Origin of the sequence: Sinorhizobium terangae, assembly GCF_009601505.1 — a bacterium.
GTDB lineage: Bacteria > Pseudomonadota > Alphaproteobacteria > Rhizobiales > Rhizobiaceae > Sinorhizobium > Sinorhizobium terangae.
In genome coordinates this window covers 37,821-63,500 of sequence record NZ_WITC01000121.1, presented here as the reverse complement: position 1 = coordinate 63,500, position 25,680 = coordinate 37,821, and the positions used below count along the sequence as shown (strand labels likewise).

At 61.7% G+C, this 25,680-nt stretch carries 26 protein-coding genes; 4 read left to right on the top strand and 22 right to left on the bottom strand.

Annotated elements, in window-relative coordinates; genetic code table 11:
- Positions 1-55: 55 nt before the first annotated feature.
- The 15 genes from lipA to tpiA all read right to left on the bottom strand — a co-directional run bounded on the left by lipA (position 56) and on the right by tpiA (position 15,242).
- Positions 56-1,030: a lipoyl synthase gene (gene lipA / locus GHK62_RS28620; protein WP_153442327.1), complete on the bottom strand. Its 975-nt coding sequence runs from the start codon at positions 1,028-1,030 to the stop codon at positions 56-58.
- 135 nt (positions 1,031-1,165) lie between these two features.
- On the bottom strand, positions 1,166-1,417 hold the full coding sequence (locus tag GHK62_RS28615; RefSeq protein ID WP_153442326.1) for a GlsB/YeaQ/YmgE family stress response membrane protein: 252 nt from the start codon (positions 1,415-1,417) through the stop codon (positions 1,166-1,168).
- A gap of 78 nt (positions 1,418-1,495) precedes the next feature.
- Positions 1,496-2,941, bottom strand: a complete 1,446-nt coding sequence (gene lpdA, locus GHK62_RS28610; protein ID WP_153442325.1) for a dihydrolipoyl dehydrogenase — start codon at positions 2,939-2,941, stop codon at positions 1,496-1,498.
- Between the two features lie 19 nt (positions 2,942-2,960).
- The gene (locus GHK62_RS28605) at positions 2,961-3,542 is read right to left on the bottom strand and encodes a GNAT family N-acetyltransferase (protein ID WP_153442324.1); all 582 of its coding nucleotides are present in this window, start codon (positions 3,540-3,542) and stop codon (positions 2,961-2,963) included.
- A 2-nt stretch (positions 3,543-3,544) separates the two neighbouring features.
- Positions 3,545-4,186 (bottom strand): SGNH/GDSL hydrolase family protein, encoded by a 642-nt coding sequence (locus tag GHK62_RS28600; protein ID WP_153442323.1) that lies wholly within the window; start codon positions 4,184-4,186, stop codon positions 3,545-3,547.
- A gap of 58 nt (positions 4,187-4,244) precedes the next feature.
- Positions 4,245-5,603, bottom strand: coding sequence for a pyruvate dehydrogenase complex dihydrolipoamide acetyltransferase (locus tag GHK62_RS28595; RefSeq protein ID WP_153442322.1), 1,359 nt, complete (start codon positions 5,601-5,603; stop codon positions 4,245-4,247).
- A gap of 15 nt (positions 5,604-5,618) precedes the next feature.
- Positions 5,619-6,986 carry a pyruvate dehydrogenase complex E1 component subunit beta gene (locus GHK62_RS28590; protein ID WP_153442321.1) on the bottom strand — a complete coding sequence of 456 codons (1,368 nt, stop codon included), beginning with the start codon at positions 6,984-6,986 and terminating at the stop codon, positions 5,619-5,621.
- A gap of 17 nt (positions 6,987-7,003) precedes the next feature.
- On the bottom strand, positions 7,004-8,050 hold the full coding sequence (gene pdhA, locus GHK62_RS28585; protein WP_153442320.1) for a pyruvate dehydrogenase (acetyl-transferring) E1 component subunit alpha: 1,047 nt from the start codon (positions 8,048-8,050) through the stop codon (positions 7,004-7,006).
- Positions 8,051-8,186: 136 nt separating this feature from the next.
- The gene (locus tag GHK62_RS28580) at positions 8,187-8,507 is read right to left on the bottom strand and encodes an FtsB family cell division protein (protein ID WP_153442319.1); all 321 of its coding nucleotides are present in this window, start codon (positions 8,505-8,507) and stop codon (positions 8,187-8,189) included.
- 291 nt (positions 8,508-8,798) lie between these two features.
- Positions 8,799-10,073 carry a phosphopyruvate hydratase gene (gene eno, locus GHK62_RS28575; RefSeq protein WP_153442318.1) on the bottom strand — a complete coding sequence of 425 codons (1,275 nt, stop codon included), beginning with the start codon at positions 10,071-10,073 and terminating at the stop codon, positions 8,799-8,801.
- Positions 10,074-10,202: 129 nt separating this feature from the next.
- Positions 10,203-11,045, bottom strand: a complete 843-nt coding sequence (kdsA, locus tag GHK62_RS28570; protein WP_167528385.1) for a 3-deoxy-8-phosphooctulonate synthase — start codon at positions 11,043-11,045, stop codon at positions 10,203-10,205.
- Positions 11,045-11,935, bottom strand: a complete 891-nt coding sequence (locus GHK62_RS28565; protein ID WP_153442316.1) for a VOC family protein — start codon at positions 11,933-11,935, stop codon at positions 11,045-11,047. The genes kdsA and GHK62_RS28565 overlap by 1 nt, the downstream gene beginning before the upstream one ends.
- 157 nt (positions 11,936-12,092) lie before the next feature.
- A complete protein-coding gene (locus tag GHK62_RS28560) occupies positions 12,093-13,730 on the bottom strand; it encodes a CTP synthase (RefSeq protein ID WP_283064884.1) in 1,638 nt (545 codons plus the stop codon).
- Between the two features lie 137 nt (positions 13,731-13,867).
- Positions 13,868-14,338, bottom strand: a complete 471-nt coding sequence (secG, locus tag GHK62_RS28555; protein ID WP_153442314.1) for a preprotein translocase subunit SecG — start codon at positions 14,336-14,338, stop codon at positions 13,868-13,870.
- A gap of 133 nt (positions 14,339-14,471) precedes the next feature.
- Positions 14,472-15,242, bottom strand: coding sequence for a triose-phosphate isomerase (gene tpiA / locus GHK62_RS28550; RefSeq protein WP_153442313.1), 771 nt, complete (start codon positions 15,240-15,242; stop codon positions 14,472-14,474).
- 212 nt (positions 15,243-15,454) lie between these two features.
- Between tpiA and GHK62_RS28545 the strand changes: the two genes are divergently transcribed.
- Positions 15,455-16,075, top strand: coding sequence for a cytochrome b (locus GHK62_RS28545; protein ID WP_153442312.1), 621 nt, complete (start codon positions 15,455-15,457; stop codon positions 16,073-16,075).
- 3 nt (positions 16,076-16,078) lie between these two features.
- Positions 16,079-16,678, top strand: a complete 600-nt coding sequence (locus tag GHK62_RS28540; protein ID WP_153442311.1) for a YceI family protein — start codon at positions 16,079-16,081, stop codon at positions 16,676-16,678.
- Positions 16,679-16,828: 150 nt separating this feature from the next.
- Here GHK62_RS28540 and GHK62_RS28535 read toward each other — a convergent pair whose 3' ends face one another.
- The 6 genes from GHK62_RS28535 to GHK62_RS28510 form a co-directional block, all read right to left on the bottom strand.
- Entirely contained in the window at positions 16,829-17,083 is a 255-nt protein-coding gene (locus GHK62_RS28535) for a hypothetical protein (protein ID WP_153442310.1), read from the bottom strand.
- Between the two features lie 51 nt (positions 17,084-17,134).
- The gene (locus GHK62_RS28530) at positions 17,135-17,389 is read right to left on the bottom strand and encodes a DUF1344 domain-containing protein (protein WP_153442309.1); all 255 of its coding nucleotides are present in this window, start codon (positions 17,387-17,389) and stop codon (positions 17,135-17,137) included.
- A 181-nt stretch (positions 17,390-17,570) separates the two neighbouring features.
- Positions 17,571-18,965 (bottom strand): sensor histidine kinase, encoded by a 1,395-nt coding sequence (locus tag GHK62_RS28525; RefSeq protein WP_153442308.1) that lies wholly within the window; start codon positions 18,963-18,965, stop codon positions 17,571-17,573.
- Positions 18,949-19,626 (bottom strand): winged helix-turn-helix domain-containing protein, encoded by a 678-nt coding sequence (locus GHK62_RS28520; protein WP_153442307.1) that lies wholly within the window; start codon positions 19,624-19,626, stop codon positions 18,949-18,951. The genes GHK62_RS28525 and GHK62_RS28520 overlap by 17 nt, the downstream gene beginning before the upstream one ends.
- A 302-nt stretch (positions 19,627-19,928) precedes the next feature.
- Positions 19,929-21,242, bottom strand: a complete 1,314-nt coding sequence (locus tag GHK62_RS28515) for an FAD-binding oxidoreductase (protein WP_153442306.1) — start codon at positions 21,240-21,242, stop codon at positions 19,929-19,931.
- An 11-nt stretch (positions 21,243-21,253) separates the two neighbouring features.
- A complete protein-coding gene (locus GHK62_RS28510) occupies positions 21,254-22,183 on the bottom strand; it encodes an alpha/beta hydrolase (RefSeq protein ID WP_167528384.1) in 930 nt (309 codons plus the stop codon).
- A gap of 211 nt (positions 22,184-22,394) precedes the next feature.
- Here GHK62_RS28510 and parE point away from each other — a divergent pair, with 211 nt between their 5' ends.
- Positions 22,395-24,458, top strand: a complete 2,064-nt coding sequence (parE, locus tag GHK62_RS28505) for a DNA topoisomerase IV subunit B (RefSeq protein ID WP_153442305.1) — start codon at positions 22,395-22,397, stop codon at positions 24,456-24,458.
- A 50-nt stretch (positions 24,459-24,508) separates the two neighbouring features.
- Here the strand turns inward: parE and GHK62_RS28500 are convergent, their stop codons facing one another.
- Positions 24,509-24,979: a GNAT family N-acetyltransferase gene (locus GHK62_RS28500; protein ID WP_153442304.1), complete on the bottom strand. Its 471-nt coding sequence runs from the start codon at positions 24,977-24,979 to the stop codon at positions 24,509-24,511.
- 239 nt (positions 24,980-25,218) lie between these two features.
- Between GHK62_RS28500 and GHK62_RS28495 the strand changes: the two genes are divergently transcribed.
- Positions 25,219-25,653, top strand: a complete 435-nt coding sequence (locus tag GHK62_RS28495; protein ID WP_153442303.1) for a hypothetical protein — start codon at positions 25,219-25,221, stop codon at positions 25,651-25,653.
- Positions 25,654-25,680: the final 27 nt, after the last annotated feature.

Sequence of the window (25,680 nt, the reverse complement as noted above, 5' to 3'; positions counted from 1 at the left end):
AAACAAAAGAGCCGCGACGATGCGACGTCGCGGCTATCTTGTACCAGCAGTGAAATCAGTTACCCGCCTCGGCCAGGAGCTTTCTCTCCCGCGCCGCCCTCAGCCGCGCGAAATCATCGCCGGCGTGATGTGACGAGCGTGTCAGCGGGCTCGAGGAAACCATCAGGAAGCCCTTTGTATAGGCGACCGTCTCGTAGGACTTGAACTCCTCGGGCGTTACGAATTTCTCGACCTTGTGGTGCTTGCGTGTTGGCTGCAGGTATTGACCAATCGTCAGGAAGTCGACGTCAGCGGTGCGCAGATCGTCCATCAATTGCAGCACTTCGTTCCGCTCCTCGCCGAGGCCGACCATGATGCCGGACTTGGTGAACATGGACGGATCGAGTTCCTTCACCCGCTGCAGGAGCCGGATAGAATGGAAGTAGCGGGCACCAGGGCGAACAGTCAGATAGTTCGAAGCGACCGTTTCGAGATTGTGATTGAAGACGTCCGGCTTGGCAGCAACTACACGCTCCAGTGCACCGGGCTTGCGCAGGAAGTCGGGCGTCAGGATCTCGATGGTCGTTTCGGGAGAGGCCTCGCGGATCGCGAAGATCACCTTCTCGAAATGCTCGGCGCCGCCGTCATCAAGGTCGTCGCGGTCGACGGAGGTGATCACGACGTGGCTCAAGCCCATCTGCTTGACCGCCTTGGCGACGTTGGCCGGCTCCTCCATATCGAGCGCATTCGGCTTACCGGTCGAGACGTTGCAGAAAGCGCAGGCGCGCGTGCAGATCTCGCCCATGATCATGAAGGTCGCGTGCTTCTTGTCCCAACATTCGCCGATGTTCGGGCAGCCAGCCTCCTCGCAGACCGTAACAAGGTTGTTGCCCTTCACGATCGAGCGGGTTTCCATGTATCCCTTCGACGTCGGCGCCTTTACGCGGATCCAGTCCGGCTTGCGCAGAACTTCCGTATCGGGCTTGTGCGCCTTTTCCGGGTGGCGAACACGCTCGGCCCTATCCGAGACGGCGTCGAAAACCGTTACCATATTTCTTCCTTCATCGTATCGGACTTCGGCCATCCGCCGACGCGCCCGCTTTCGATTTATATAGATGGCCGGACATGAAAAGTCAGGCCACCATTTGCATGGCAGCCCGATCACTGGCGAATGCGGAAGGAGACCCTACCGTCTGACGACGCGGCCCGCCGCGATCAACAGGCACGCGCCGATGAAGCCGATAACGAGATAGGCAACCCAGCCCGTATAGGCCATGCCGAAGGCCGCCAGAATGAAGTTCAGCACAAGGGCACCGACGATGCCGAGGACGATATTCGCGATCAGCCCCATCTCGCTGCTCATGAATTTCTCCGCCAGCCAGCCGGCAAGACCGCCGATAATGATCGCCGCCAGAATACCCACGCCGTTCAAGCTCATGACAACCTCCCCGCATTGAAAACGCTGCAGCGCCCTCAATGCGTGAAGAGACCGAAAGTTCCGAACGGCGGAGCGTCATCAGGCGTTCAATACCCGGCCGTAGGCGTCGAGCACGCTTTCCTTCATCATCTCCGAGAGTGTCGGATGCGGGAAGATCGTGTGCATCAGCTCTTCCTCGGTTGTTTCCAGGTTCATGGCGACAACGAAACCCTGGATGAGTTCGGTCACTTCGGCGCCGACCATATGGGCGCCCAAAAGCTCGCCGGTCTTCTTGTCGAAGATCGTCTTGACGAGACCCTGGTCCTCGCCGAGCGCAATCGCCTTGCCGTTGGCACCGAAGCTGAAGCGGCCGACGCGGATCTCGCGGCCGAGTTCCTTGGCCTTGGCCTCGGTAAGGCCCACGGAGGCAACCTGCGGGTCGCAATAGGTGCAGCCCGGGATCTTGCCCTTGTCGAGCGCATGTACACCGGGAACGCCGGCGATCTTCTCGACGCATATCACGCCCTCGTGCTCCGCCTTGTGCGCGAGCATCGGCGGGCCGGCGACATCTCCGATCGCATAGATCCCTGCCACGTTCGTCTTGCCGTAGCCGTCGGTGACGATGCAGCCGCGGCTAGTCTCGACGCCCAGCGCTTCAAGGCCAAGATTTTCGATATTGCCCTGCACGCCGACAGCGGAAATCAGGCGATCCGCCTTGATCTGCGTGACCTTGCCGTCCTTCGTTTCGACATGCGCGGTCACGTCGTTCGCACCCTTCTCAACCTTCGTTACCTTGGCGTCAGTGAAGATCTTCATGCCGCGCTTTTCGAGTTGCTTGCGGGCGAAGGCGGAAATCTCCGCATCCTCGACCGGCATGACCTGCGGCAGGAGCTCGACGACGGTGACATCGACGCCCATCGACCGGTAGAAGCTCGCGAACTCGATGCCGATCGCGCCGGACCCCATGACCAGCATGGTCTTTGGCATTTCCTCGGGCTTCATCGCCTCGAAGTAGGTCCAGATCAGCTTGCCGTCCGGCTCGATGCCCGGAAGTGCGCGCGGCCGGGCGCCAGTCGCGATGATGATGTGCTTGGCGGTATAGGTGCCTTCACCCTTGACGCCCTTCGGAACCGGATTTTGCGGCTGGACCGCCGGTTTCGAGGGCGCGCCGACGATAATCTCGCCGGGCTTGGTGAGCTTCGCCTCGCCCCAGATGACGTCGACCTTGTTCTTCTTCATGAGGAAGGCAACACCGCCGGTCAGCCGTGCAGAGACGGCGCGGGAGCGGCCGACGACCTCCTTGACGTTGGCGGTCATCTTGCCTTCGAGCGTCAGGCCGTAGTTCTTGGCGTGATTGGCATGGTCGAGAATTTCGGCCGAGCGCAAGAGCGCCTTGGTCGGAATGCAGCCCCAGTTGAGGCAGATGCCGCCGAGGTGCTCGCGCTCGACTATGGCTGTCTTCAAGCCCAGTTGAGCCGAGCGGATGGCGGTGACATAGCCGCCCGGGCCCGAACCGATAACGATGACGTCGTAATTCTCAGCCATGTGTTTCCTGCCTTTTGTCTCAAGCGACCTTTCGGGTGAAAAGCACCCAGTCGTGTTTCCTGCTGTCTTCGAAGAGCGGTACGGCTTCAATGCGCACCACCTCCTCGAAGCCGTTGATCCTGTAGAGTGCCTGAGCCCTTTCATTGTGGCTTTCGGTGATCAGGCTCACCGGCGCCGGCCCGGCGCGGGCAATTTCGTGCTCCAGCAATGCGCGGCCGATCCCCTCGCCGCGACGATGCTTGTAGACCCCAAGGCTATCGATGAACCAATGGCCCACGACCTGTCTCTGCAACGCCAGCAACGGGACGAGCACCGGATGTTTCGCCTCGATATCGCGGACGGAGGGATCGATCGCGTAGGAGACGGCTACACCCGCGATCTCATCCTCAACCTCGGCAACGATCGCGTCGCGCCATGTACCTAGCCCCTCATCTTCGCGAAGCTTGTTGCGGCCGTGCTCGAACGCCGTTTCGGCAACGCCGCGCATAACGCCGCCATACCAGAGCCACGCGGCAAATCCGTGCGAGGCGATGTCGATCAGGACGGCGAGCTCCGCTGCCTCGCCCCGCCTCGCCGGCCTAAGGGTCGCGCCAGCCGCCATGGTCAGAGCCCGAGCATCATCCGCACGACCGGTTCCAATCCCCGGCCGATCGCGCGGGTGTTGTCGGCGTCGAGATGCACGCCATCGAGCGGGGTGGTTTTCGCAACGGAGCCGGCATCGAAAAAGCCGCAGTCGAGTTCGTCGGCGAGATCGCGATAGAGCGGCGCCAGCATCGCCGACTGCTCGATAGCGCCCGCATACATTGCCGCGAAGGCGCTGTTGGCGGTTTCGCAAAGCGGCGGCGGCGAGACGATGAGGATATCCGGCCCCTCCTCGGCTTCGACCGGCCAGTCGTGCCGCCGGACGAGGTTGACGAGGCGCGCGATCCCTTTGACGGCGCCGAAGGCCGTGCCGTGGATCACCGGCTTCATGTCGTTGGTGCCGAGCAGGAAGATCATCAGATCGATCGGCGCGTGGCTATGGAGCACGGTCGGCAGGACACGCGCACCGTTGCGGTCGCAATCGGCGAGATGGTCGTCATAGGCCGTCGTGCGGCCGTTCAGCCCTTCGGCGATGACGTGCACGTCCGCACCGAGGGCCTTTTGCAGCACGCTCGGCCAGCGATCCTCCAACGCGTGCCGGCCGAGGCCGCCCGCGTCATAGCCCCAGGTCAGACTGTCACCGTAACAAAGGACTGTCTTCATCGCTTGTGCCCACGTTTTTGGGGGATGGACCGGCTCGAAAAAGCCGGTCCCGATCGCATCAGACCAGCATGCCCATCGGATTTTCGATGTAGCGCTTGAAGGCGGCGAGCAGTTCCGCACCGAGCGCTCCATCGACGCAGCGATGGTCGGTCGAGAGCGTGACGGTCATCATGTTGGCGATCACCATCTCCTTGTTCTTAACGATGACGCGCTCCTCGCCGGCACCGACCGCGAGGATCGTCGCATGCGGCGGATTGACGACGGCGGCAAAGTCCTTGACGCCCATCATGCCCATGTTGGAGACGGCAGTGGTGCCGCCCTGGTACTCTTCCGGCTTCAGCTTGCGCTCCTTGGCGCGCTTGCCGAAGTCCTTCATCTCGTTGGAGATGGCCGAAAGGCTCTTCAACTCCGCCTGGCGGATAATCGGTGTGATCAGACCACCGGGGATCGAGACAGCAACACCGACATCGGCATGCTTGTGCTTGACCATATTAGAGTCGGTCCAGGAGACGTTGGCGTCCGGAACGTCGCGCAGTGCCAGCGCCAGCGCCTTGATCACCATGTCGTTGACCGAGAGCTTGTAGACGGGCTTGCCGTCCTTTTCCGGAGCGGCGGCATTGAGCTGTGCACGAAGCGCAAGCAGAGCGTCGAGCTGGCAATCGATCGAAACATAGAAATGCGGGATCGTCTGCTTCGATTCCTGCAGGCGCTTGGCAATGGTCTTGCGCATGCCGTCATGCGGGACGAGCTCGTAGGAACCCGGCTCGAAGAGCTTGAGCACGGCGTCCTCGGACATGCCCTTTGCGAGCGCCGCCGGAGCGGGTGCAGCCGCTTGCGCAGGTGCGGCTGCCGGTTTGGCACCGCCGCCGGCGACGGCGGCCTCGACGTCCTTCTTGACGACGCGGCCATAGGGGCCGGAACCGGCGATTGCCGACAGGTCAATGCCGGCTTCCTTGGCAAGGCGGCGCGCCAACGGCGAAGAGAAGAGTCGCTTGCCATCGGCTGCGGCGGGAGTCGATACCGATGCTGCCGGCTGCGCCGCGGCCGGTGCCGCAGCAGGAGCGGGTGCAGCGGCAGGTGCCGTCGGGGCCGGTTCTTCGGCTTTGGCTGCCGGTGCCGGTGCAGCCGCGCCATTTCCGCCATTGCCGCCCTTCGCTGCCGTCGCCACGTCCTCGCCATCAGCCGCCAGAACGGCGATCAGCGCATTGACCTTGACGCCTTCCGTGCCGGCCGGCACGACGATCTTGGCGACCGTGCCTTCATCGACGGCTTCCACTTCCATGGTTGCCTTGTCGGTCTCGATCTCGGCGATGACGTCGCCGGACTTGACCTGATCGCCTTCCTTGACCAGCCACTTGGCCAGATTGCCTTCTTCCATGGTCGGAGAGAGGGCAGGCATCGTGATGTTGATTGGCATCGAAGCGCCCTCCCTTTATTTGTAGCAAACGGCTTTCACGGCATCGACGACCTCGGCGACACTTGGCAGCGCCAGTTTTTCGAGGTTGGCGGCATAGGGCATCGGCACATCCTTGCCCGCGATCGTCAGGATCGGCGCATCGAGATAGTCGAAGGCCTGCTGCATGACGCGGGTGGCGATCTCGGTGCCGACGGAGGACTGCGGGTAGCCTTCTTCGACGGTCACCAAGCGGCCGGTCTTCTTCACCGACTCGATCACCGTCGGAAGATCGATCGGGCGGATCGTGCGAAGGTCGATGATCTCGACATCAATGCCCTGCGCTTCGAGCTCGGCCGCAGCCTTGACCGCGTAGGTCATGCCGATGCCGAAGGAAACGATGGTTGCATCCTTGCCGACGCGATGAATGCGGGCCTTGCCGATCGGCAGCACGAAATCATCGAGCTTCGGAACCTCGAAGGAGTGACCGTAGAGAATTTCGTTCTCAAGGAAGATCACCGGGTTCGGGTCGCGGATCGCTGCCTTCAAGAGGCCCTTCGCGTCGGCGGCCGTGTACGGCATGACGACCTTGAGGCCCGGGATGTGGCTGTACCAGGCGGCATAGCACTGCGAGTGCTGCGCGGCGACGCGGGCTGCCGCACCGCTCGGGCCGCGGAAGACGATCGGCGCGCCCATCTGGCCGCCCGACATATAAAGAGTCTTGGCAGCGGAGTTGATGATCTGGTCGATCGCCTGCATCGCGAAATTGAAGGTCATGAACTCGACGATCGGGCGCAGGCCCGTCATCGCCGCGCCGACGCCGACGCCGGCAAAACCATGTTCGGTGATCGGGGTGTCGACCACGCGACGCGGGCCGAACTCCTGCAGCAAGCCCTGGGTGATCTTGTAGGCGCCCTGGTACTCGGCGACTTCCTCACCCATGACGAAAACGTCGTCACTGGCGCGCATCTCCTCGGCCATCGCATCGCGAAGCGCCTCGCGCACCGTCATCGAAACCATTTCCGTTCCGGCGGGGATAGCCGGGTCGGCAGGAATCTCCGCTTTCGGCTGAGCGGCAACCGGAGCCGGCGCGGCGGCGGGCGCTTCATTCGCAGCGGGTTTCGGAGCCTCGGCCTTCGGCGTTACGATGTCGCCGGCAGCCTCGCCGTCCTGCAGCAGCACGGCAATCGGCGTATTGACCTTCACGCCTTCCGTACCGGCGGCAATCAGGAGCTTGCCGATCGTGCCTTCATCAACGGCTTCCACTTCCATCGTCGCCTTGTCGGTTTCGATCTCGGCGATGACATCGCCCGAGGACACCTTGTCCCCCTCGTTCTTCAGCCATTTGGAGAGCGTGCCTTCCTCCATCGTCGGGGAAAGGGCGGGCATGAGAATTTCTACTGGCATGGTTGTCCCTCCCCGGATCAAAGCAGGATGTCGGTATAGAGCTCGGAGACATCCGGCTCCGGATCAGACTGGGCAAAATCGGCGCTGTCGGCAACGATGTCGCGGACATCCTTGTCGATCTGCTTCAGCTCCTCCTCGCTCGCCCAGCCCTTTTCGGTAAGCCGGGCCTTTACCTGCTCGATCGGGTCATGCTCGGAGCGCATCTTCTGCACCTCGTCCTTCGACCGATATTTCGCCGGGTCGGACATGGAGTGGCCGCGATAGCGATAGGTCAGCATTTCGAGGATGATCGGCCCCTTGCCGGAACGGCAATATTGAGCCGCTTCGTCGGCGGCCGCCTTGACGGCGCGAACATCCATGCCGTCCACCTGATAGCCGGGAATTCCGAAGGAGGCGCCGCGCTGCGAGAAATCGGTCTGCGCCGATGCACGGGACACGGACGTGCCCATGGCGTAGCGGTTGTTTTCAACGATGTAGATCACCGGCAGCTTCCAGAGAGCAGCCATGTTGAAACTCTCGTAGACCTGGCCCTGGTTGGCGGCGCCGTCGCCGAAATAGGTGAGGCTGACATTATCGTTGCCACGGTACTTGTTCGCGAAGGCAAGGCCGGTGCCGAGCGACACCTGTGCCCCGACGATACCGTGGCCGCCATAAAAATGCTTTTCCTTGGAGAACATGTGCATCGAGCCGCCTTTCCCCTTGGAAAGGCCGCCGCGACGGCCGGTCAGTTCGGCCATTACGCCGCGCGCACTCATTCCGCAAGCAAGCATGTGACCGTGATCACGGTAACCGGTGATGACCTGATCACCTTCCTTGAGCGCCATCTGCATACCGACTACGACGGCTTCCTGCCCGATATAGAGGTGACAGAAGCCGCCGATGAAGCCCATGCCGTAAAGTTGGCCAGCCTTTTCCTCGAAACGCCGGATCAGCAGCATTTCCCGGTAGGCTTTGAGGTCATCTTCTTTGGAGAATTCGGCGATCGTGCCGCCGGCGAAGTCCTTCTTTGCGGACTTGGCAGCGGTCTTGCGGCTGGAGACGGACGCGGATTTTCGCGGAGCCATTCATTCCTCCCAATGGTTAGCCTTCGCCGGCTACCATAGGGAAAGAAGAGCAACACAGCAATGCCATATTTGCATGGCTATTATTCTGCGCAACTCTTTGATTTACGAAGGGAATTTTCAATTAACCGACTTTTGGTTAATTCTTCCCACGATGAAAAATAACGATCTCATCGCTCCGCGACATGTTGAGCGCGAGGCGAGCCTTCTCATCCAGCATATCTCGTTCCAACGAACCGTCGCTCATCAGCTCGACCTCCTTTTCCAGGATTTTTCGCTGATGAGTCAGCTCATCCAATCGGGCTTGGCGCACGGCGATCTGTCGGTCGAACTCCTCTGTCGCCCTCAGGCCGTATCCTCCGTGGATCGAATGATAGCCGAAATAGGAAAGAAAGGCGACCGCCATGAGCGGCACAACCAGCCGCCCCAGTCTCCGTTTCTTGTGATGTCGTGTCCACATGGTCCATGCCCTGATACGCAATACGAGACGAGACTAACGTCGATTGATTAACCGACCGTTGACCATGAATAGCAGGAAAAAACGAAACCGCCTGCCGTGTGGCAGGCGGGTTGAGATTACGTCGATTTCAGATCGCGATGCACACGCCGGATTCGCCCCTCACCCTAACCCTCTCCACGCATACGGGGGATTTAGGCCGCCGAGCTATGCCGCTTGTCCCTTCTCCCCGCCTGCGGGGGAGAAGGTGCGGCAGGCGGATGAGGGACGGACGTTGCGCTTCTCCGCCTGCAATCAACCGCGCAGGATCGAGCGGCCGGCGTATTGCGCCTGCAAGCCAAGCTGCTCCTCGATGCGGATCAGCTGATTGTACTTTGCAAGTCGGTCGGAGCGCGCGAGCGAGCCGGTCTTGATCTGCCCGCAATTGGTGGCAACGGCGAGATCGGCGATCGTCGAGTCCTCGGTTTCGCCGGAACGGTGCGACATCACGGCGGTGTAGCGGGCCTTGTGCGCCGTCTCGACCGCATCGAGTGTTTCGGAGAGCGAACCGATCTGGTTGACCTTGACCAGGATCGAGTTGGCAACGCCCATCTTGATGCCGTCGCGCAGACGAGCCGAGTTGGTGACGAAGAGATCGTCGCCGACGAGCTGAACCTTGGAGCCGATCTTGTCGGTCAGCGCCTTCCAGCCGTCCCAGTCGTCTTCGGCCATGCCGTCTTCAATCGAGATGATCGGGTACTTGGCGGCGAGTTCGGCGAGATATTCAGCCATGGCGCCCGGCTCAAGCGTGCGGCCCTCGCCTTCCAGCACATACTTGCCATCCTTGAAGAACTCCGTCGAGGCGCAGTCGAGCGCGACATACATGTCCTCGCCCGGCTTGTAGCCGGCCTTCTCGATCGACTTCATGATGAAGTCGAGGGCGGCCGGCGCGGAAGCCAGGCCCGGAGCGAAACCGCCTTCGTCGCCGACATTGGTGTTGTGACCGTCGGCAGCCAATTGCTTCTTCAACGTGTGGAAGACTTCCGAGCCCATGCGCACGGCGTCCTTCAGCGTTTCCGCGCCGACCGGCATGATCATGAATTCCTGGAAGTCGATCGGGTTGTCGGCATGCGCACCGCCGTTGATGATGTTCATCATCGGAACCGGCAGGAGATGCGCGTTCGGACCGCCGACATAGCGATAGAGCGGCAGGCCGGCGGCTTCGGCCGCAGCCTTCGCAACCGCCAGCGAGACGCCGAGAATGGCGTTGGCGCCGAGGCGCGACTTGTTCGCCGTGCCGTCAAGCTCGATCATGGTTTTGTCGATCTGAATCTGGTTTTCGGCGTCGAGGCCGCCGATCGCCTCGAAGATCTCTCCGTTCACCGCTTCGACGGCGCGCTCGACACCCTTGCCGAGATAGCGGGTGCCGCCATCGCGCAGTTCGACTGCCTCATGTGCACCGGTCGAGGCGCCCGACGGAACAGCCGCACGGCCGAAGCTACCGTCTTCGAGATGAACGTCGACCTCGACGGTCGGGTTGCCGCGGCTATCCAGAATTTCGCGGCCGATGATGTCGATGATTGCAGTCATGATCTCTTCCCTGGTTAGGACGACGGATGGTCAGGCCTGTCTTAGTTCATGGCCCCGAAATTACAACGGCGCGCGAGATGCAAATGCCCATGCGCCATTGCGGTTCATGGAAATTTCACGAAGGCCTGTTCAGGCCTTGGCGATCTGATCGAAGGCAAGCAGCTTTTCGAGAAGCCGCGGCATGTCCTTCAAGTGCACCATATTGGGGCCATCCGAGGGCGCATTGTCCGGATCTTCATGCGTCTCGATGAAGACGCCGGCGACGCCGACGGCGACGGCAGCACGCGCCAAGGTCTCGACGAATTCGCGTTGACCGCCGCTCGAGCCGCCCTGCCCGCCTGGCTGCTGCACCGAATGGGTGGCGTCAAAGATCACCGGCGCGCCGAGCTCCGCCATGATCGGCAGCGAGCGCATGTCGGAAACCAGCGTGTTGTAACCAAAGGAAGCGCCGCGCTCGCACAGAAGAACGTTAGGATTGCCACTCATCGTAAACTTGGCGAGCACGTTCTTCATGTCCCAGGGCGCGAGGAACTGGCCCTTTTTGACGTTGATCGTGCGCCCTGTCTTGGCGGCCGCCACGAGCAGGTCGGTCTGCCGCGACAGAAAGGCCGGGATCTGCAGGATATCGACCGTCTCAGCCACGATCGCGCATTGCTCTTCGGTGTGAATGTCGGTCAGTACCGGAAAACCGAACTCCTTCTTGAGATCGGCAAAAATCTCCATCGCGCTATCGAGGCCGATGCCGCGCTTGCCGGAGAGCGACGTACGGTTCGCCTTATCGAACGAGGACTTGTAGACGAGGCCGAGCCCGAGCGACTTGCAAAGCTCGACGAGCTTTCCGGCCATCATGAAGGCGTGGTCGCGGCTTTCCATCTGGCAGGGGCCTGCGATCAGCGCAAGCCGCTCCTTCTGCGAAAAGACTACCTGTCCTGCACCCTCGCCGACGACAACCCTGGCATTCGTTTCCATCATCACACTCCAAATGCGAAAATCACCCCTTGCCCCGGCGCTTCCGGGACAATGAGGCGTCCGCCCATTTCTGCAAACTCGATATCGTTCTTGGCAAAAAGCGCTCGCGTCGCTTCGAGATCGGCGACACGGAACACGACGGCGCGCCCGCGCAAGCCGCGCTCGGCGCCGTTGACGGATCGGCCGAAGAAGGCCTCCATTCCGGCAACATTGAGCACCGAAATCTTGGCATTGCCGGCCTGAATGTCCATGCCGAAGGAGTGGGCGGAAACCTCGCGCTCATCGACGCCCTCCTGCAGCAAATACTGGAAATCGGTGGGATTTGGCTCAGACAGCACGACTTCAGTAATGCCGAGGGCGCCGTTTCCATGACGGTGAAGCGCCGTTTGTTCCACCGGCAGGGCACGAATGCGCTGGCAGCTGAAGAGGAAGAAATCCGGGGAGCGGAGATCCGCGGCAAAAGCCAGCCGGAACGAGCCAAGGCCCTCGCGCCCATCCGGCAACCGCATCGGCCGAGAGAACTCCAGCATCTCGCCGCCGGACACGCCGCATGCACGGAACCGCATGTGATCGGACGCGGCGTCGGATGTTCCTACAACGATCGCCGAGAGGCCCTCCGGACCTTGACGGAAGCGGAAAGCCTGGTCGCGGGAGACAAAGACATTGCCGGCGAGCGCCGCAGCTTCGCACTCCTCACGTGACGCGATCGCAAGCGGCTCCAGATAGGTGTTGTCGGCGAAGAAGACGCACGCATTCTCGGTGCCGAAGGGATGACGCGCATCGTCGGCGACGACAAAGCCGAGATCGGTCAAGCGCCGCCTTGCCTGCGCAAGCTCAGCCACCGGCAGCACGACATGATCGAGCGGGCGGGTGATGCGCTGGGGTAAGCTCATGGCGTGTTCCCTGATGGCCGGTTCGTCGCTGTTTGCAACTTTTGCCCGCCGATTGCAAGCGCGGCCGGTTTGAGTAGGCGTCGGGCGGCACCGAAAACGGCAACGGCCGGTCCGTGAGGGGCCGGCCGCAGATAGCGAGAGTCCGATTTAGGCCGCATCAGACGAGGCGCGACTGCTCCAGCGCGGCCTCGATGAAGCTCGCGAACAGCGGGTGCGGATCGAGCGGCCGGGACTTCAGTTCCGGGTGGTACTGAACGCCGATGAACCAGGGATGGTCCTCATATTCGACCGTCTCAGGCAAGACGCCGTCCGGCGACATGCCGGAGAATACGAGGCCACAGGACTCCAGCCGCTCCTTGTAATCGACATTGACCTCGTAACGGTGGCGATGCCGCTCGGAGATATCCGTCGATCCGTAGATGCCGGCAATCTTGGTGTTCTGCTTGAGGGCGGCGCGATAGGCCCCAAGGCGCATGGTCCCGCCGAGATCGCCCGCGGCGGAGCGCTTTTCAAGTTCGTTGCCCTTCACCCATTCGGTCATCAGGCCGACAACCGGCTCCTTGGCCGGACCGAACTCTGTCGAAGATGCCTTCTCGATGCCGGCGAGGTTGCGAGCAGCCTCGACCACGGCCATCTGCATGCCGAAGCAGATGCCGAAATAGGGAACCTTCCGCTCGCGCGCAAAGCGGGCGGCGTTGATCTTGCCCTCGGAACCACGCTCACCGAAGCCGCCGGGAACGAGGATGCCGTGGACTTTTTCAAGATAGGGCGCCGGATCCTCCTTCTCGAAGATTTCCGACTCGATCCATTCGAGCTTGACCTTGACGCGGTTGGCGATGCCACCATGGTAAAGCGCTTCGATCAGCGACTTATAGGCGTCCTTGAGGCCTGTATACTTGCCGACAATGGCAATCGTAACTTCACCTTCCGGCGTGCGGATGCGGTGGGCGACGTCTTCCCAAGCCTCCATCCGCGGCTTCGGCGCCGGCTCGATGCCAAAGGCGGCGAGAACCTCGTTGTCGAGGCCTTCCTTGTGATAGGCGATCGGCACGTCATAGATCGAGGCGACATCGAGCGCCTGGATGACGGCGGACTGACGAACATTGCAGAAGAGCGACAGCTTGCGGCGCTCGGCTTCCGGGATCTCGCGATCGGCGCGAACGAGCAGGATGTCGGGATGGATGCCGAGTGCCTGCAGTTCCTTGACCGAATGCTGCGTCGGCTTGGTCTTGAGTTCGCCGGCCGCCGGGATATAGGGCATCAGCGTCAGATGGACATAGACGGCGGTGCCGCGTGGCAGATCGTTGCCGAGCTGGCGGATCGCCTCCATGAAGGGCATCGCTTCGATGTCGCCGACGGTGCCGCCGATCTCGCAGATGACGAAGTCGTAATCGTCATTGCCCTCGGTGACGAAATTCTTGATTTCATTGGTGACGTGCGGGATCACCTGAACTGTCGCGCCGAGATAGTCGCCGCGCCGTTCCTTGTCGATGATGTTCTTGTAGATCCGCCCGGTGGTGATGTTGTCGGTCTTCGTTGCCGAACGCCCCGTGAAGCGCTCGTAGTGACCGAGATCGAGGTCTGTCTCCGCTCCGTCGTCGGTGACGAATACCTCACCGTGCTGGGTCGGGCTCATCGTGCCCGGATCGACATTGAGGTAAGGGTCGAGCTTACGCAGTCTCACCCGGTAGCCACGCGCCTGCAGCAGCGCTCCGAGAGCGGCTGCAGCGATGCCTTTTCCGAGGGAGGAAACCACGCCGCCAGTGATGAATACATATCGCGCCATGGGAGTCACCGGATACCTTTTCACAAACGATTCCGCCACCGAAAAATTCGTTTTCAGGAATTTTTCGTCTTGGGAGAGGACGGATTTCACACAAAACAAAACCGGCGGATGAAGCATCCGCCGGTGGGTTCTTCTGATTTGCGACCTTACTGGCCGCTCGGAACTTGCGATCCCGTATTGCCGTTGGCGCCGTTTGCAGGCGCTTGCGGCGCCGGTGCGGCACCGGTGGGCGCCTGGCCCGCGGGGGCTGCACCATTGGCCGGCGCATTACCGTTAGCCGGCTGTTGCGTGTTTCCGCCAGCCGGAGGTGTCTGCTGACCGCCTCCGAGCGAATCGAGGACGCCGCCGCCGCTCGAGCTCGTGCCCGGGATCCGGTCGAGAATGTCGGTCGCTTGCGGCTCGTAACGGGAGAGAATGCCCATTGCCAGCGCCAAACCGAAGAAGAGGAAGGCGAGAACGGCGGTCGTGCGCGTAAGCGCGTTGGCCGTACCACGGGCCGACATGAAGCCCGAACCGCCGCCAATGCCGAGACCGCCGCCTTCGGAACGCTGAATGAGGACGACGCCGATCAGGGCGACGACGACCATGAGATAGATGACGAGTAGTACGGTCTGCATCAGCTTCCAGTCCTGCCCTCTTGGGCACACGAATCAAACCCGGCGCGAAACACGGCAAGGCCGGGCGCAATTTGGCGCCTCTTTATACCAAGCCGTTAGCTATTCCAAGCCCCTGCCCCGCGCGGGAGAGCAATCAGGCGGTCAATTCTTCATATGCCCTGTAGATGGCGAGGAAGTCGTCCGCTTTCAAGCTCGCGCCACCGATCAGGGCACCGTCCACATTGGCGACACCCATCAGTTCCTTGGCGTTGCCGGGCTTGACCGAACCGCCGTAAAGAATGCGCATCTTGCCGCCTGCGGCTGCGAAGCGCGAGACCAGTTCGCTGCGCATGAAAGCATGCGCTTCCTCGACATCGGATGCCGTCGGCGTCAGGCCGGTGCCGATCGCCCAGACGGGCTCGTAGGCGATGACAGTGTTTTCCGCCGTCGCGCCATCCGGCAGGCTTTCCGCGAGCTGGCGCTTCAGGACGCCGAGCGTCTTGCCGCCCTTGCGTTCCTCGCCGGTTTCGCCGATGCAGACGATGGCGACAAGGCCGGCCGCATGAGCCGCTTCGGTCTTGGCGCGCACCAGCGCGTCGCTCTCGGCATGATCGGTGCGGCGTTCGGAATGCCCGACGATGACATAGGTGCCGAAGCAGTCGGCGATCATCTCGGCGGATATATCGCCCGTGTGGGCGCCGGATTGTTTCGGATGGCAGTCCTGGGCGCCGATCATCAGAGGGCTGTCGTCACAAAGCGCGGTCGCGACGTAGAGCAGCGTTGCAGGTGGGCAGATCAGCGTCTCCACCTTTTCGGACAGACTGCCCTTGACGCCCTCCGCCATCGCCTTGATCTGGTCGAGCGAGGCGCGTGTTCCGTTCATCTTCCAGTTTCCGGCAACGAGCGGGCGGATAGCGGGCGTCATGAAATTCCTCCGTATCGGGTCTCTTTCTCGGCAAGCGGCCTAGCAAATCGCCCGGGCAAAAAAAAGCACTCGCCGCGGAATAATCCGGTGCTTGCCACCTAAGGTGCCCGTTCGTCGAACCACGGAGCGAATAAAAGGCGAGCTTTGGGCGTCTTATACTGGTGACTATGCGGTGGCGAAGAGGAATTGGCTTCCTTCATCCGGAGAACCCCATGCTGCGCAACAGCGAGAGCGGATTTGGAGCGGTGACGATCGTCCTCCACTGGGCGATTGCGGTGCTGATCCTTGGCCTCCTCCTTCTCGGCTTCGTCATGCGGCGCACCGAGATCGATCCGGCTTTGCAGTTCTCCCTCTATCAGTGGCACAAATCCTTCGGCTTCACGGTGCTGGGGCTGGCGGTCCTTCGGGCTGTGTGGTGGTCCATCGAACGGAATCCAGCTCCCCCTCCGGGCCTCGGCCCACTGGAGCATATGGCGGCCCAGATCATGCATCGGGCGCTGATCGTTCTCGCGCTGATCGTAGCGCTTGCCGGCTGGGCGGTCGCATCGACCTCGACGCTGAATATTCCAAGCTTCTTTTTCAATTTGATCGTCATTCCGCATCTGCCGCTACGGCAATCGGAAGCTTCGGAGGCGTTCTGGACCTTCGCCCACGCGCTGCTCGCTTATCTCACGCTTGGGCTGATCGCGGGGCACGCGGCGGCGGCGTTCTACCATCATTTTCTGCGGCGAGACGAAGTCCTTGTCCGCATGCTTCGCCCTGCCCGCCGCCGAAGCGATGCCAGGACGTTCGACACTCACGAGAACGACGACACCATTGTCGAGAGGAAATGACCCATGATGATTCCACGCAGGCCCGTTTTTAAAGCGATATGGTCGTTCGCCCTTCTCGCCATGGCAACGACGCCGGCGGTTGCCGCGGCCGCGCCGACACTTGCCGACGCGGCTGGCAACTACCGCATCGCCAACTCTTCGACCGTCCAATTCAGCGTTGCGCAGGCCGGAGGCGGCGGCGGCATCGCCGGCAAATTCGCAAAATTCTCCGGCGGCTTCCGGATAGATGGCAACAACATAGAGCGATCCTCGGTCGAGTTCACCCTCTATCCAGAGAGCGTAAGGTCCAGCGAGCGACGGATCGAGGACTTCCTGCGCTCAAGCGCCGTCTTCGACACGGCCAACTATCAGACGGTGACCTTCCGATCCACCAGTGTCACACAGACTGGAGCCGATTCGGCAACCGTAGTGGGTACGCTGACGGCGCGCGGCAAGGCCCGCAAGGAGCGCTTTGAGGTGACGCTCACCGACTGGAACAAGCGCTCGATTGCTTTTACCATCCGCGGCAGCATCCGCCGCGCACCCTACGGCATGGACGTCGGAACACCCATCTACTCCAACGTGGTCGAGTTCGACATGAACATAAGGGGCCAGAAGCGCTGACCGTCCGGCCCCGATCCGCGAGCGCTCGCGACAAGCGGCATCGATCTCCGCGTGTCGTACGAGTGGCAACAGACACCGAGAAGCGGGACCGATGCGGCCGCGCCCAAATCAGAGCCAGGGGGCGCAGCCGCACCAGAGGCGGTCGGCCGGTCAGACTGACCTGATCTCCGTCGCCCAGCGGTGTCCATGCCTCCAATGATAGGTGACACGCACAGCCTCGCCCCGACGCATCCGTGCCGAATCGAAGGCCCGGGTACTCATGCGAAAGAGATGATCGTTCAGCATGATGGTGTGATGGCGCGGATAGACGTGCTCGATCGTGCCAGACACGGTGGCGGCGCTGGCTGCACCAGCCCCAAACCCGATGAAGACCGCCAGCACGGTCGATTTCACAAAGGTGCTCATGACTTCTGCTCCTCTGGATGGATCAGCGGTTGCCCATCTCAATACCGGCGACTACTTCGCCGCCACGACCTTGGAAGCGATCATCGAGCCGCCGTGCTTCAGGTAAGTGACGCTCACCTTTTCGCCCACCTTGAGCTTCTTGAGGTCGAACTTGGCGGGCAGCGTGAATGTCTCGCCGCTCTGAAGAACGATATCGTTCTTGGCCGGGTCGATCGTCTTGATCGTGCCAGTCATCGTTGCGGCGAAGGCCGGGGCCACGAGCATCGCAGCGAGCAGCGCGGCGGGAATGGCGCGTTTGATCATCATGGTAGTTCTCCATTGCTCTTCTTGACGGGGGCTGTAACAGGCCCCGATCGCTCAGATTATCGCCCGCCGTACATTGTCGGACGTTGGCCCCGCGCTTACGGATTCGTAAGGATGTCGGAATCGGCAATGGCAGAGGGGGATGAGGGAAAATGTGCGTGGTGTTCGGTCGGCCTCCCGCGGCTCAGCCGCTGCGCGCCATGCTCGGGCGGGGGAAATCGATCTCAACAACGAGTCCCGGGCGGTTGTCCGCGAGAGTGACCTTGGCGCCATGCAGATCCGCAATGGCTGCCACAAGGCTGAGACCCAATCCGCTGCCCGGCGTCGAACGCGATTTTTCGAGCCGGTAGAGGCGATGAAACACGTTCTCGCGCTCACTTGCGGGAATGCCTGGGCCGTTGTCGGCGACAACGATCCGCGGGCCTTCTTGACCGCCTTCCAATGCGACACGGATCATTGTGCCCGTCGGACAATGGCGAATGGCATTCTCGATGAGATTGACGACAAGCTGGATGAGCAGTTCGCTATCCCCGCTGGCGGGCGGGCCGTCGTAACCTGACACATCGACAGCAAGCACATCGCCGGCATCCTCCACGACCGGTCGATAGATGTCGGCGACCTCCGTCACCAGGCTTCCGAGGTCGACCGCATGGAAGCGCTCGCGCCGCGCCCCCGCCTCTATCTGGGCGATACGCAGGAGTGCCTCGAAGGTTTCGACGATGACATCAAGCTCCTCGAGGGAGGCGCCGATCTCGCGGCGGAACGCAGAGGCGTCAGTGGCCGTTCTCAAAGCAATGTCGAGTTTCTGCCGTAGCCTGCCGATGGGCCGCTTGAGATCGTGTGCGATGTCAGTCGAGGACTGGTCGACGCGCTCGATGAGGCGCTGCAGGTGATCAAGCGTGCCGTTGATCTGCTCGGCGACACGATCGAGGTCGTCCCCCGAGTAGCGCCGCGCGACCCTTTGCCCGAGCCGGCCATTGGCAACCGCGGTGAGCGCACCGGAGATCGCATCGATCTGCATTTGCGCGCGTCTTGCGATCAGCACGCCCGATGCCGTGGCCAGGATGACCAGCGCTGCGAGTTCCCAGAGCAGTCCGCCAAGCAGCGTCGACTGAACCACCCGCAGCTCCTTGTCACTGTCGCCGACAAGGAGCGTGCCCTGTGAGAGGGGCGTCCAGAGCGCGTAATAGGAGTCCTCCGGGTTGCTTCGACCGCTGACGCGTTCCAATTCGGTTTCCTTGAGGATCCGCCAGTCGCGGAAGGCCGGGATTCCGCTGACATTGCCCGCCACCGGAGTCCCCGCCCTGTCTACGAGCAGCAATATGGTGCCCATTGCGCGCCGCGATGCTGCCTCCCGTTTGACGACCTCGGTAACCTCCGCGAAGCCGTCATTGCTGTCGATCGCCGAGAGTGCATCGCGATTTTCGATCACCCTCAACTTGATCCGCTCCTCGAGCCCTGCGCTCAGCTGCCAATAGATGATGGACACCCCCGCGAGCACCGTCGATCCGATCAGCAGAGCGAAGATCACCGACAGACGGGCTGCGGTGCGGCTGAACAGTTCAGATATAGTCGTCAAGGCTGTAGCCTGCACTCCGGACGGTGTGGATCAATTCCTTTTGAAACGGCTTGTCGATCTTGGCCCGCAGGCGCGAAATGTGGGTCTCGACAACGCTGGTCTTGGGATCGAAATGGAAGTCCCAGACGCGCTCCAGCAGCATCGTTCGGGTGAGCACCTTGCCTTTGTTGCGCATCAGCACCTCGAGCAGCCGGAACTCTCGCGGCTGAAGTTCGACCACTTCGCCGGCGCGACGAACGACGCGGCGGATGAGGTCCATCTCGAGGTCCGATATCCTCAAAACCGTTTCCTCCTCCTTGAGCGGTGAGCGGCGGCCGAGCGCATTCACGCGCGCCAAAAGCTCCGCAAAGGAAAACGGCTTGGAAACATAGTCGTCGCCGCCCGCCTCGAACCCCTTGACGCGGTCGTCTACGCCCCCGAGCGACGTAAGGTAGAGCACAGGGGTCGGCCTGCCGGCGGCCCGAAGCGCCTTCACGAGCGCAAGGCCATCGAGCCCAGGCAGCATGCGGTCGACGATCAGGACGTCATAGTCTTCCGTCGTCGCCTGGATCAGGCCGTTCCGGCCGTCTCCCACGACATCGACGCAATGGCCTTCTTCGGTGAGACCGTTCCTGATGTAAGACGCTGTCTCGGCATCGTCCTCGATGACAAGCACTTTCATGTCTGCACCATTCAAGTGACAGCCGTCGCGTGTATCGGTCCATGTCGATCGCGCTGTCGGGCATCGAGCCACGCAATGAAATTCCGGCACATCCGAGGCTAACAGATGCCGCCTTTCGAGGACACGGACAATCGATTACATTTTGGTAAAGTTCGGGCCTTGGCCAAAGCCGGGAGCCGTCGCATGGTCGCGCCTTGGATCACGATGTTTTAAGGTCGGTCGACCTAAAATCATCGTGATCGGTTGCAAGAAGCCAGCGCGGGATGCGGGCGGAAAACCGCGTACACTTTTCCTTATCCCCGCTAGATATGGGCAATGCGCCGCCAGAAATCCGACATCATTGCCGGATCGCGCAAGGCTTCCAGCTTTGCGCAGCAGGGGAAAGATGCTGCGAAGGTCTGCGGGCTCATGCGGAAATCGCTGCATGGATTTACGGCGCCCCCGGCGTCCACCACGATGCGGTCAAGCTCGTCCAGGAGCTTGGATGTTGCTTCACCGCGATTGGCAAAATCCAATGTCAGGGCGAAGCCGGGTCGTGCGAAGGAAAGAAGGCCGCGCGAGACGATGTCTCCAAAGCGTCTCAGCACCGTCAGGAACGAAGCATGCCCAGCGCGCCGCGCTGCTTCCAATAGCCGTGCCGTGATCTCGGGCGCATTCTCCGAAGGATAGACACTCTGATGCTGGCACGGCCCCCCTGGGCCATAGAGCCGATTCCAGGAGCCGATCGCGTCCAGCGGATAGAAGTAGGAGCTCCATGTAACGGTCGACACGGTCTCGGCGGGCCTTTCCCGACGAAAACGGTATTCGTTCACGGCCCTCATCGTCATCGTGTCCAGGGGATTAAATGGAAGCGCGAACGGCACCGAAAGCGGCAATCTCTTGGGAACGTCTGGCAACTCGCAGGATCCATCTGCGTGGTCGCCGGCAAGAAATACGCCCCTTCCCATCCGACGCCCGGTCGCGAGCTGGTCGATCCAGGCAATGGAGTATTCATGCTCTTCATCGACGCGCTCGACGCGTGCGAAATATTCGTCGAGATTGCCGAAGCGGATCACATGCCGCTGGATATGCGGCGACGGCACTTTCATGAGCTGAAGGTCGACGTCAAGGATCAGGCCCGTCAGCCCCATGCCCCCGATGGTCGCGGCAAAGAAGTCGGCGTTTTCCTCGGCTGAGCAAACCAGCCGCTCGCCGGTCGAACGCAAGAGGGTAAGGCGCTGGACATGATTGCCGAAGGCGCCGCGTGCGTGATGGTTCCTGCCGTGGACATCATTGGCGACGGCACCGCCGACTGTCGCGAAAGCAGTACCCGGTGTGACCGGCAGAAAGAAGCGGTGCGGGATCGCTCGCAGAAGAATGTCATGGAGGGTGACGCCGCCCTCGCACGAGATCCGGCCCGTTCCCGGATCAAAGGACAGGATGCGGTTGTGTCTCGAACCGTCAATGAGAGTGCCGCGATCGTTGCTGCGGCAGTCGCCGAAACTCAGGCCACTGCCCAAAGGCAGGTATGCCATCGGTTCGATCGTGCCGATCCGATCCTCGAAATCATCCGGCGACACGGTCCGTTGCGGCCGACGCCCGATCCAGTTGGAACCGCCCAACTCTACCATCTTCATGCTGATCCATTCTATCGGCTGGCGATCCAGTTCAGCGCATCGCGCCAGTCGGTCATGCGAACCGGTGTGCCGTGCGACCCCGTCTCGAACAACACGAACCGCGTCGGATAATCCTTGGCCTTGAGCGAGCGATAGAGACCCACCTGATCCTCGGCACGATAGACGCTGTCGAGGCTGCCATGGCTGAAGAACATCGGCAATCTCGCCTTATAGGCGGCGCTTTTTGCAAAGTTCGGATCGACGGCACCGCCCATGATCATCATGCCTCCGAGCGCCGCAACCGCTGACTGTTCGCGTGCGACGCCCCAGCAGATGAAGCTCCCCATCGAGGCGCAGGAAAGCACGACCGGCCGGCCGCCGGAGCGCTCGGCGGCGAACCGGATGAGGGCCGTGATGTCGGCGACACCTTCCGCATCGAAGGACCGAACGCTGGGCGCATAATAGGTGCCGCCATTGGCGGCGGCGAGATTCTTGAGGCGATTGAAGTTGCCGCCGAAGGAAAAATCGTTGGCACCAAGACGCCGGTCGCCGCCGCGGCCGTGGATGAAAATCACCGTGAATGCCGCACCGCGATCGGGGCCAACGCGCATGACATCGAGCCGCCGTCCGCCAAGGTCGAGTGTCTCGTTGACCTGCGCGCTCTTGACGCCGAGCGAGACATAGGCACGCTTGACGCGCCGTTCCGGGATCTGGTCGCGCTCGTTGATATCACGCAGTTCCTTGTAGTCGATGACGCGGAAATCGCCGCCATCGGCCTCTTCAAGCACGTTGCCATAGGCGAACAGTTCGTCCTTGTATGGCTTCAGCGCCGCTGCCTCGGCAGCGAAGGCGACAACGAGAAAGCTTGGAAAAAGAAGCGCGGCCATCAAGCGCCCGACGGAAAAAACAGTTGTGGACATAATCAGCCGACGGCCTCCCTCGTTCGGTAGATGCCTTGCCATCGCCATTTCCGCAAAGCAACACTGAAACAGATTGCCCACGCTCTTACGGTATTCTGCCTGCTCAAGATACCGGAATTCGCCTTTTGTTCGCGCCTGGCGCAAGACTCTGGCAAAATTCGGGTGATTCGCGCGACACAGAGATGGCGGCAGCGTCCAGCACTTGCTATGGGCCTTCGCGACGCCAGACGATAGGAACGATCTGAACGACCCCATGGACGACAGCAGCGACCTCTTTTCCGCAATGCCCCCGAAGCCGAAGTCGGCGGAAGCCAACGCGCCTGCGCGCAAGCCGGCGCCACCGACCGGCGGCGAAGCACCGCGCCCTGCACCGAGAAGCAGCGACGGCAGCGACTACGACGCCTCGGCGATCGAGGTGCTCGAGGGCCTCGAGCCAGTGCGGCGCCGTCCCGGCATGTATATCGGCGGTACCGACGAAAAGGCGCTGCATCATCTCTTCGCCGAAGTCATCGACAACTCGATGGACGAGGCGGTCGCGGGACACGCGAATTTCATCGAGGTCAGCCTCGATGCCGAAGGTTTCCTGACAGTCACCGACAATGGCCGCGGCATCCCGGTCGAGAACCATCCGAAGTTCCCGAACAAATCGACGCTCGAAGTGGTAATGACGGTGCTGCACGCCGGCGGCAAGTTCGACGGCAAGGCCTACGAAACCTCCGGCGGTCTGCATGGCGTCGGTGTCTCGGTCGTGAACGCGCTGTCAGACTCTCTCGAGGTCGAGGTCGCGCGCAACCGCAAGCTCTACCGTCAGCGCTTTTCGCGCGGGATCCCACAAGGGGGCCTCGAGGATCTTGGCGACGTTCACAACCGTCGCGGCACGAAAGTGCGCTTCCATCCGGATCCGCAGATCTTCGGACCGCATGCACATTTCGAGCCTGCGCGGCTTTTCCGCATGGCCCGCTCCAAGGCCTATCTCTTCGGCGGCGTCGAAATCCGTTGGTCCTGTGATCCATCGCTGTTGCCGGAAGGTTCGGAGATCCCGGACAGGGCGGTCTTCCATTTCCCGGGCGGGCTGAAGGACTATCTCGCCGCGACGCTCGGCAAGGAATTCACCGTCACGCGCGAAATCTTTGCCGGCAAGTCGGAAAAATCCGGCGGCCACGGTTCGCTTGAGTGGGCTGTCACCTGGTATGGCGGCGACCAGCAGGTGCATTCCTACTGCAACACGATCCCGACCCCGGAAGGCGGAACGCACGAGGCGGGCTTCCGCATTGCGCTCACCAAGGGGCTCAAGAACTATGCGGAGCTGACCCAGAACAAGCGGGCGGCGATCATCACCACGGACGACGTGATGATATCGGCGGCCGGCATGCTCTCCGTGTTCATCCGGGAGCCGGAATTCGTCGGCCAGACCAAGGACAAGCTGGCGACCGTCGAGGCGCAGCGCATCGTCGAAAACGCCCTGCGCGATCCCTTCGACCACTACCTCGCCGACAATCCGGCGGAGGCTGCGAAGCTTCTCGACTGGGTGGTCGAGCGCGCGGAGGAGCGTGTTCGCCGGCGCAAGGAAAAGGAAGTCAACCGCAAGACGGCGGTGCGCAAGCTGCGGCTGCCGGGCAAGCTCGCCGACTGCTCGCAGAACACGGCGGAAGGGGCGGAACTCTTCATCGTCGAGGGTGACTCGGCAGGCGGGTCGGCAAAGCAGGCGCGCAACCGCGCGAACCAGGCCATCCTGCCGCTCCGCGGCAAGATCCTGAACGTCGCCAGCGCCGGGCGCGAAAAGCTCAGCGCCAACCAGCAGATCGCCGATCTCATCCAGGCGCTCGGCTGCGGCACGAGATCGAAATACCGGGATGAGGACCTGCGCTATGAGCGCGTCATCATCATGACCGACGCCGACGTCGATGGCGCGCACATCGCGTCGCTGCTCATCACCTTCTTCTATCAGGAGATGCCGGAGCTCATCCGAGGCGGCCACCTCTACCTCGCGGTCCCGCCTCTCTATCGCCTGAGCCAGGGCTCGAAAACGCTCTATGCGCGCGACGATGCGCATCGCGAAGAGCTGATGCGCACCGAGTTCAACGGCCGCGGCAAGGTTGAAGTCGGGCGATTCAAAGGTCTCGGTGAGATGCTGCCTGCGCAGCTCAAGGAAACGACCATGGATCCGGCTAACCGGACGCTGCTCAAGGTCGAGATCGACGACGTGGATTTCGAGGGCACGCGCGAGGCTGTCGACAATCTGATGGGAACCAAAGCCGACGCCCGCTTCCGCTTCATACAGGAACGTGCCGTTTTCGCCGACAATCTGGACATCTGAGCAAAGCATCGCCGACTGCATGCGCGTCCGATCCGGACGCGCCGTTGTGCTCAGGCGGTCTGCCGGACCGGCTTTTCCATGAACAGGCTCAAGGGATCGGGCAGATAACTCCCGAACGGCGGACGTTCCACGTAGCCGAGCGCCTTGTAGAGGCCGATCGCCTCCGGCTGGTAGATGCCGGTCTCCAGCCGGATTGCGACCAGCCCGAGCGTCTCGGCCTTGGCTTCAAGGGCGGCAAGTAGAAGTTTGCCGATCTTGAGGCCCCTCGCTTCGGGATCGACAAACATCCGCTTGATTTCAGCCGTGCCGTCCCCTGCTTCCACGAGCGCGCAGCAGCCGACGATTTCATCGTCGCGCCGCGCGACGAAAAAGGAAACGGTCGGCTTTTCCAGCGTGGAGAGATCGACAAGGTGATTGCTTTCGGCAGGGTAAAGCGATGCCGCGTAGGCATCGGACAATTCGAGCAGGCGCACGACGGCCGGCTGGCGGGGGCTTTCCTCGGCAACGATGACAGCGGTCAATTTCAATTCCTTGAAAGAAGTCTTGTGTAGCGACATGCGTGGCAATGGATAGCGCGGTGTTCCGGACTGTCCAATACGACAAATGACGCAGGATTGCGGTCGGGGATCTCAAAACCGGTAACAAGCGGCAACAATTTTTTCCGCTGGCGCAATAACTTTGCCCCACTCCGGAAAGAATCAGTCAGTCATAACAACGACCAGATCGTGCAGCCGCAGCCCGCTCAAAGACCGGAGAGACCATGAAAGCCGCGCTCATCGTCATGACCATCCTCGGCTGCGACGACAATGTCAGCCAGTGCCACTATATCTCGACCGTCAAGGGCAACTGGCAGTCGATCGCCCATTGCGATACGGAATCCGAGCAGGAACTGGCCAAGTTTTCCAACAACAACTATCCGGTCGTCGTTGCTGTATGCGAGACTTCGGGACCGGACATGATGGCATCCGCCGTCCCTCAACCGGACAGCGCCGCCCCACAGCAGACGTCTCCGTTGCCACCACAAACACCAGCGCAACCGCAGGCGATTGAAGCGAAGCCGGGCATGCCGAAGCGCGCCTTAGCACTGCTCACTGGTGCCGTTCCGGATCGGGAGAGGCTAAAGGCGATCGTCAGCGCGCCCGTCCACTACATCGAGGATGGTTATTCCTGGGTGGCACGCCGTTTCGGCGACTGATCCTTTCAGCCAATCCCGACCGAAGTG